Origin of the sequence: Pseudoduganella aquatica (genome assembly GCF_009857595.1) — a bacterium.
GTDB classification, from domain to species: domain Bacteria; phylum Pseudomonadota; class Gammaproteobacteria; order Burkholderiales; family Burkholderiaceae_D; genus Rugamonas; species Rugamonas aquatica_A.
Window position 1 is genome coordinate 1 of sequence record NZ_WWCU01000074.1, and the last position, 7,476, is coordinate 7,476.

Annotated in this window: 7 protein-coding genes and 1 pseudogene; 5 read left to right on the top strand and 3 right to left on the bottom strand. The window is 65.6% G+C overall.

The features are described 5' to 3' along the window. Positions 1–1,276 (bottom strand): annotated as a pseudogene (locus tag GTP77_RS29175) (5-methyltetrahydropteroyltriglutamate--homocysteine S-methyltransferase); the annotation flags it as partial. A gap of 114 nt (positions 1,277–1,390) precedes the next feature. Here GTP77_RS29175 and GTP77_RS29180 point away from each other — a divergent pair. The 4 genes from GTP77_RS29180 (at position 1,391) to phbB (ending at position 4,685) form a co-directional block, all read left to right on the top strand. After that, complete coding sequence (locus GTP77_RS29180) at positions 1,391–2,299, top strand: LysR family transcriptional regulator (RefSeq protein ID WP_161075655.1); 909 nt, start codon at positions 1,391–1,393, stop codon at positions 2,297–2,299. Positions 2,300–2,431: 132 nt separating this feature from the next. After that, complete coding sequence (locus GTP77_RS29185) at positions 2,432–2,638, top strand: hypothetical protein (protein ID WP_161075656.1); 207 nt, start codon at positions 2,432–2,434, stop codon at positions 2,636–2,638. Between the two features lie 55 nt (positions 2,639–2,693). Then, entirely contained in the window at positions 2,694–3,872 is a 1,179-nt protein-coding gene (locus GTP77_RS29190) for an acetyl-CoA C-acetyltransferase (protein WP_161075657.1), read from the top strand. 72 nt (positions 3,873–3,944) lie between these two features. Continuing rightward, positions 3,945–4,685 (top strand): acetoacetyl-CoA reductase, encoded by a 741-nt coding sequence (gene phbB, locus GTP77_RS29195; protein ID WP_161075658.1) that lies wholly within the window; start codon positions 3,945–3,947, stop codon positions 4,683–4,685. A 57-nt stretch (positions 4,686–4,742) separates the two neighbouring features. On the opposite strand, the gene GTP77_RS29200 is transcribed toward phbB, so the two are convergent. After that, on the bottom strand, positions 4,743–5,675 hold the full coding sequence (locus GTP77_RS29200) for a glycerophosphodiester phosphodiesterase (protein WP_161075659.1): 933 nt from the start codon (positions 5,673–5,675) through the stop codon (positions 4,743–4,745). Continuing rightward, a complete protein-coding gene (locus GTP77_RS29205; RefSeq protein WP_161075660.1) occupies positions 5,650–7,224 on the bottom strand; it encodes a hypothetical protein in 1,575 nt (524 codons plus the stop codon). The genes GTP77_RS29200 and GTP77_RS29205 overlap by 26 nt, the downstream gene beginning before the upstream one ends. Here GTP77_RS29205 and GTP77_RS29210 point away from each other — a divergent pair. Continuing rightward, positions 7,223–7,476 (top strand): hypothetical protein (locus tag GTP77_RS29210; protein ID WP_161075661.1); only part of this gene is annotated, 254 nt, incomplete at its 3' end. The genes GTP77_RS29205 and GTP77_RS29210 overlap by 2 nt on opposite strands.

The window sequence follows — 7,476 nt, forward strand, 5'->3', positions numbered from 1 at the left end:
CGCGGCGGCTGGCGCAGGCGGCGCGGGACGTTGCCCAGGCGGCGTCGAATGCCGCGCCGTCGCCGGCCGTGTCCAGTGCCTGCACCTGCGCCGGCCCTTCGCCGGCGGCGCCGGCCCGCAGCAGCGCGGTCCTCAGCAGCGCCAGTTCGCCCAGCTTCTCGCCGGCGAAGGCCAGCCAGCTTTTGACCTCGGCGTCCAGCGCGGTTTCGTTCTCCAGGCTGAACGGCGTGTGCAGCAGCGAGCACGAGGTGGACAGCCACAGCTTGCCGCCGCGCTTGGCCGCGATGGGGGCCAGCTGGGCCAGCGCCAGGTCCAGGTCCGTGCGCCAGATATTGCGGCCGTCCACGATGCCCACCGACAGCACCTTGTGCACCGGCAGCCAGTCCGCCACGCTGGTCAGCTCATGCGCGGCGCGCACGCCGTCCACGTGCAGGCCCGCCACCGGCAGGCGGCACGCCAGGCTGACGTTTTCTTCCAACGGCGAGAAGTAGGTGGCCAGCAGCAGCGGCACGCCCACCTGGTTCAGCTGCCAGTAGCTGTTCTCGAAAGCATTGCGCCAGGCCGGCGGCAGGTCCAGGCCGAGGATGGGTTCGTCGACCTGCACCCAGCCCACGCCCTGCTGCTTCAGCCGGTCCAGCACCGCGCCGTACACCGGCAGCAGCTTGTCCAACAGCGAGAGGCGGTCAAAGCCCGCGCTGCGTTCCTTGCCCAGCCACAGGAAAGTCAGCGGCCCGATCAGCACCGCCTTGACCGCGTGGCCCAGCGCCTGCGCCTCGGCCACGTCGGCAAACAGGCGCTCGCAGGCCAGCGAGAATTCGGTTTCCGGCGAAAACTCCGGCACCAGGTAATGGTAATTGGTGTCGAACCACTTGGTCATTTCCAGCGCCTGCGCGCCGTGCTCGCTATCGTGCTCGCCACTGTGCTGATGCGTGCAGCCGGCGTGGTGCTCATGCTCCGCATGGGAAACGCCGCGCGCCATGGCGAAGTAGCGCGCCAGCTGGCCCTGCTCCGCGTGGAAGCCGAAGCGCGCCGGCTCGCAGCCCAGCAGCTGGATATGGTTGGCCACCTGGTCGTAAAAAGCGAAGTCGCCCACCGACACCAGGTCCAGGCCCGCGTCGCGCTGCTGCGCCCAGTGGCGCGCGCGCAATGCCGCGCCGGCCGCTTCCAGTTCGGCTTCGCTGCTCTCGCCGCGCCAGTGTTTTTCCAGCGCAAACTTCAGTTCGCGTGCGGCGCCTATGCGTGGAAAACCGGGAATATGTGTCTGAATTGATTTCATGATTGTTGTCATCCGCATTAAATATTGGTGAGGTAAAGTGTGCGGCAAAGACGTTTATAATCAAAACGAAAGATTTTGCGCTTCAACGTGAAATAAATTAATACAAGGCCCGTCATGCTGGAAATCCGCCACCTCCGCACCCTTAGCGCCCTGCGTTCCGCAGGCAGCCTGGTGCGTGCAGCCCAGTTGCTCAACCTGACCCAGTCAGCGCTGTCGCACCAGATCAAATTGCTGGAAGATCGCTACGGCAGCCCGCTGTTTGAGCGAAAATCGGTGCCGATCGGCTTCACCGCCACCGGCGCCCGGCTGCTGCGCCTGGCCGACACCCTGCTGCCGGAAATCGAGCAGGCCGAACGCGACGTGGCGCGCCTGTCGCAAGGCGACCAGGGCCAGCTGCGCGTGGCGCTCGAGTGCCACACCTGTTTCGACTGGCTGATGCCCGTCATGGACGAGTTCCGCAAGCGCTGGCCGGACGTGGAAATCGACCTGGTGTCCGGCTTCCACAGCGAGCCGGCCGAGCTGCTGCGCGCCGGCAATGCCGACCTCGTCATCGGCTCCGATTACAGCGCCGACTTCGCCACCTTCCCGCTGTTCCGCTTTGAAATCCTGGTGGTGATGGCGCTGAAGCACCGCCTGCAAGCGCAGCGCCGCCTGCAAGCCGCCGACTTTGAAGGCGAAACCCTGATCACCTATCCGGTGCCGGAAGCGCGCATCGACCTGATCCGCGAAGTGTTGCGCCCGGCCGGCATCGGCTTCGAACGCCGCACGGCCGAACTGACTGTGGCTATTTTGCAATTGGTGGCCAGCCGCCGCGGCCTGGCCGCTTTGCCGAATTGGGCAATAAAAAACTATGTTGATTACGATTATGTGAGCGCTCGTCCTATCGGCGAGCAAGGTTTATGGAGCGACTTATTTGTTTCCGTACCGGAAGCATTACGCGAGAAAGCCTATGTGCTCGACTTCGTTAATGTGATACGGGAACAGTGCGCGGCCACGCTGGATGGAATCAAGTTATTGTCGTGATGTTTTATCGTGACAATTGGTGAGCTTTCAGTGGGGCAGCAGTTGTTAGCATTGACGAATATCAAAGCCAGTGCGCGCGGGGACCGCTAGGATGGTGTTTTTCGCCACAGGCCCTGCATCCTGAAGGAATCCATGTTCAAGCACGATCAAGACCACTTCCGCAGCCTCTCCGACCTGGCCGATTTTCAGCACGATATTGTTAACGCCGCGCTCGCCAACTCCATCGTCATTACCCGTCAATTGTGCAATGCCTTAAATGGCACGAGCGTGCTGTTCGTTGAAGCAACCGAGCAAATACAAGGGTTATTCAACCGCGCGCTCCACAAATCGTTAGAATGAAAGCACCGTCAATCTTAATCACCTGACCATTCGGTTGGATCTTCTGGAGAATTAAATGGATGATGTAGTTATCGTAGCGGCGGGCCGTACCGCCGTAGGCAAATTCGGCGGCAGCCTGGCCAAGATTCCCGCAGCCGAACTGGGCGCGCATGTCATCAAGGGCCTGCTGGCCAAGACCGGCCTGGACGCGAACCTGATCAACGAAGCCATCCTGGGCCAGGTGCTGACCGCCGGCGTGGGCCAGAACCCGGCGCGCCAGGCTGTGATCAAGGCCGGCCTGCCGACCAGCATCCCGGCCTACACCATCAACAAGGTGTGCGGTTCGGGCCTGAAAGCCACCCACCTGGCCACCCAGGCCATCAGGTGCGGCGACGCCAACATCATCATCGCCGGCGGCCAGGAAAACATGAGCGCCTCGCCGCACGTGCTGAACGGCTCGCGCGACGGCTTCCGCATGGGCGACGTGAAGATGACCGACACCATGATCGTCGACGGCCTGTGGGATGTGTACAACCAGTACCACATGGGCGTGACCGCTGAAAACGTGGCGAAAAAGTATGACATTTCCCGCGCAGCGCAGGACGAGTTCGCCCTGCAGTCGCAGCTGAAGGCCGAAGCGGCGCAGAAGGAAGGCAAGTTCAAGGACGAGATCATTCCGCTGGAAATCGCGCAGAAGAAGGGCACCTTCCTGTTCGACGCCGACGAATACATCAAGCCGGGCTCCACGCTGGAAGCGCTGGCCGGCCTGCGTCCCGCTTTCAACAAGGAAGGCACGGTCACCGCCGGCAACGCCTCCGGCCTGAACGACGGCGCTGCCGCCGTCATCATGATGTCCGCCAGCCAGGCGCGCGAGCTGGGCCTGACCCCGCTGGCCAAGGTGAAAGCCTACGCCTCGTCCGGCATCGACCCGGCCTACATGGGCATGGGCCCGGTCTCGGCCGCCAAGCTGTGCCTGAAAAAAGCCGGCTGGACGCCGGACGACCTGGACCTGATGGAAATCAACGAAGCCTTCGCCGCCCAGGCCCTGGCCGTGAACAAGGAAATGGGCTGGGACACCAGCAAGATCAACGTGAACGGCGGCGCCATCGCCATCGGCCACCCGATCGGCGCGTCGGGCGCCCGCATCCTGGTCACGCTGCTGCACGAAATGGTGCGCCGCGACGCCAAGAAAGGCCTGGCTTCGCTGTGCATCGGCGGCGGCATGGGCGTGGCGCTGGCGGTTGAGCGCGCGTAAGCAAGGTATCAGCAGTACCGCAGCAGGCAGTTCAGTTCTTTTAGTGTTTGAGACAATAAGAGGGGATGACAAATGGCAAGAATCGCATTGGTAACAGGTGGTATGGGTGGTCTGGGCGAAGCGGTGTGCATCAAGCTCGCCGCGCTGGGCTATAAGGTAGTGACCACATATTCCCCTAGCAACAAGAAAGTTGAAGAATGGCTGGCCACGACGCGCGACATGGGCTTTGATTTCAAGGCTTATCCGTGCGACGTGGCGGACTACGACTCGGCGCAAGCCTGTGTCGCCGCCATCGTGAAGGATATCGGTCCGATCGATGTGCTGGTCAACAATGCCGGCATCACGCGCGACATGACCTTCAAGAAGATGGACAAGCTGAACTGGGACGCGGTGATGAGCACCAACCTCGATTCCGTGTTCAACATGACCAAGCCGGTCGCCGATGGCATGGTGGAGCGCGGCTGGGGCCGTATCATCAACATCTCGTCGGTGAACGGCCAGAAGGGCGCCTTCGGCCAGACCAACTACTCGGCCGCCAAGGCCGGCGTGCACGGTTTCACCAAGGCGCTGGCGCTGGAAGTGGCGCGCAAGGGCGTCACCGTCAACACCATCTCGCCGGGCTACATCGGCACCAAGATGGTGATGGAGATTCCGCAGGACGTGCTGGATTCGAAGATCCTGCCGCAGATTCCGATGTCCCGCCTGGGCAAGCCGGAAGAAGTGGCGGGCCTGGTGGCTTACCTGTCGTCCGAAGAGGCAGCGTTCGTCACCGGCGCCAACATCGCCATCAACGGCGGCCAGCACATGTCCTAAGACAGCGCTGTCTGTTTGCCGAAAAGCACCGCCGCGCGCGGTGCTTTTTTTTTGCGCCTAGCGCAGCCGCGCGCAGAAGCCGGCCGCGCTCTCGTCCACGATCACGCCGCTGGGCCAGCGGCCGCTGTGCTGGCGCGAGCGCTGCAGCGCAGCCGCGAGCGCGGCGTCGCCATCGACGGCGTACACGAACACCGGCATTTTCATCAGTGCCGCATCCGACAGCAGCGCCGGGTTGGCGTCCAGGGTGCGCGCGTCCACATGCACGCCCACCGGCATGCCGATGTCCTGCTTGACCCGCGCCAGCCAGGCCTGGTCCAGCTTGGGCGCCTTGGCCTTGCTGGCGATCAGCCGCGTCAGGCCGTTGGCGCCGGCCGCCTCGGCATTGCGGCCGTCGAACACGACCAGGCCCAGGTAGCCGGCGCTGTCGGCTTGGCGCGCGCAGCGCAGATTGCCTGCCGCGCCCGAGGTCATGAACCAGTTGCCGTGGCTCATCGCGCTGCGCAGCTGGCCCACCAGCGCCTGCACCTGGCCGCAGGGCGCCAGATCCTTGATTTCCGCGTTCAGGGTTTGCTGCGGATAGTCCGCGGCCAGGTCCGCCAGGTCGACGGCGAAGGGCGGCGCCTCGTCGGTCAGCACGCCGCGCAGCTTCATGCGCGCCGCGCTCCAGTCGGCGCTGGCGAGCTGGCGCACCGGGCGTGGCGCGCCGGCCTGCACCACGCGGCCGGTGTTCAGGTCGTGGTGCACCACCCAGCGCTGGTCGCCCAGCATCTGCAGATCGGTTTCCACGCCGTCGGCGCCGGCCTCGTAGGCGGCGCGCAGGGCGCTGAGCGAGTTCTCCGGCGCGCTGGCTGCGCCACGGTGGGCGTGCACCTGCATGCCCAGGCAGGCCGAACCCATGGCGGGCGCGGCGGCGGCCAGCATCAGGGCCGTGGCCAGCAGGCCGGCGGCGCGCCGTCCCGGCAGTTTATTTGTCTTGCGGTTGATAGCCATAGTCCATGCCGTTCAATAAATGGGTGCGGATTGCTTCGTTGACGGGATAGCCGTGGCCCTGGCCCACCGCCACCACGTGGGCGATATTGGCCAGCGCGCCTTTGCCGGCCTGCTGCCAGCCGCTGTCGCCGGCCGCCGGCGCGCGCGCCCAGCCTATCATCAGCTGGAACAGCTCGCTGCGCGTGACGCGGTTGTCGGCCAGCGCCAGGCTGCTCCAGACGCCGCTGAAGGCCAGCAGCAGCACGCCGAACGCGCCCAGCGCGGCGCGCCGGCTCAGCTGCCCGTCCGGGCCGCTGCGCAGCAGGAACAGCAGGGTGGCGACCAGGTACAGCAGTTTCGAGAAGTGGCCGATGGCGCCCAGCAGCGAGAAGAACAGCGCCACCGGCGGCACGATGACGGCGCGCGCCGCCTTGTCTCCGTCGCGGTAGGCGCTGCCGCCCTGTTCGAAGCGCGCCGCCGGCGCATCGTAGATGGCACGCCGCACGCGCACTTCCTGCCCCACCATTTGTTCGTACAGGCGGGAAAATTCGCGCGGGCTGCCGTAGCTGGCCGCCACCTGGGCGCCGGGCGGCAAATGCAGCTGGGTGCGCAGCTCGCGCTGCACCCCGGCGCGGGCGATGAATTCCGGATAGGACAGGCCGGGCGGAATGCGCTCGCCGCCCACCGTCACCGCGCGCGCCGTGCCCGACATGGCTTTGCGGTAGCGCTGCTCCACCGCGTCGCGGAAGGTGGCCTCGTCGGACGGATCCCAGTCGGGCGGCACAGGCACGCTCTTGCGCACCTTGGCCTGCACCGTGCCGCGCCGGTTGGCCGGCACCGTGGACGGCGTCCAGCCGTGGCGCGAAAGCGTGCGCAGATAGTCGTTCCAGGCCTTGTCCTGCTCGCGCAGCAGGCCCTCGTCCGAGGCGGTGGGAATGCGCGCGTACTTCTGCCAGTTGCCGTGGAATTCCTTCATCACCTTGGTGTAGGAATCGTAGTAGCCCTGGGTGCCGTTGCCTTCCTTGCGGATGGCGGCGTCGATCAGCTGGTCCTTCACGCCCTTGATGCGGTCGTCGAGCTGCTCCACCGATACCGCCAGGAAGGGAAACAGCGCCAGGAAGGCCTTGCCTTCGGGCTGGGCGAACAGGTTCTGGTCCTCGACCAGGCCGTCCAGCGTCAGGCGGCCGTTGACCAGCGAGCGCTGCAGCAGCATGGAGTTGTAGGCGGTGCGGCGGAACTCGGCGTCGCGCGTGGCCACCATCACGTCCACCAGCGTCTTGATGGCGCCGTACACCACCAGCGCCGTCGCCGCGCAGCACAGCGCGATCTTGAGCCGCGAAGGACCGCCGCCCTGCGGCGTGCGCCGCCGCAGCATCAGCTGCAGCAGCACCAGCGCGGCGGCGATGCCGGACAGCGAGCGGCCATAGAACTCGATATGGTCGACGTCGTCCGGCGTGGCGTTGCCGCCCACCACATCCAGCAGCCGGGCGTTGAAGCCCAGTTCAAAGCACAGGTACAGCAGGGTGATGACGATCAGGAACAGCGTTTGTTTGAAGCGGAATGCGCGCATGAATTATTTCCGCAAATCGAGATGGATGGGCGCGACTTCCTGCGCCGGGAAGGACATGGGCGCCGGCGTGGCGGCACGCGCCTGGGCGCTGTTGCCCGCGCTGCTGCTGGCGCTGCGCCGCGGCGCGGGCTGGCTGGCCGCCGCCGACGTGGCCGAAGCGGACGAGGTGGCTGATGTGCCCGATGTCGTGGCCGATGCCGGCGCCGGAGCAGCCCCGCCAGCGGCGCTGCCGGCCTTGTGCGGCGGCGCCGG

Coding starts and splice junctions, on each gene's coding strand:
- GTP77_RS29180 (WP_161075655.1), top strand. CDS start 1,391: ATGCTGGAAATCCGCCACCTCCGCACCCTTAGCGCCCTGCGTTCCGCA.
- GTP77_RS29185 (WP_161075656.1), top strand. CDS start 2,432: ATGTTCAAGCACGATCAAGACCACTTCCGCAGCCTCTCCGACCTGGCC.
- GTP77_RS29190 (WP_161075657.1), top strand. CDS start 2,694: ATGGATGATGTAGTTATCGTAGCGGCGGGCCGTACCGCCGTAGGCAAA.
- phbB (WP_161075658.1), top strand. CDS start 3,945: ATGGCAAGAATCGCATTGGTAACAGGTGGTATGGGTGGTCTGGGCGAA.
- GTP77_RS29200 (WP_161075659.1), bottom strand. CDS start 5,675: ATGGCTATCAACCGCAAGACAAATAAACTGCCGGGACGGCGCGCCGCC.
- GTP77_RS29205 (WP_161075660.1), bottom strand. CDS start 7,224: ATGCGCGCATTCCGCTTCAAACAAACGCTGTTCCTGATCGTCATCACC.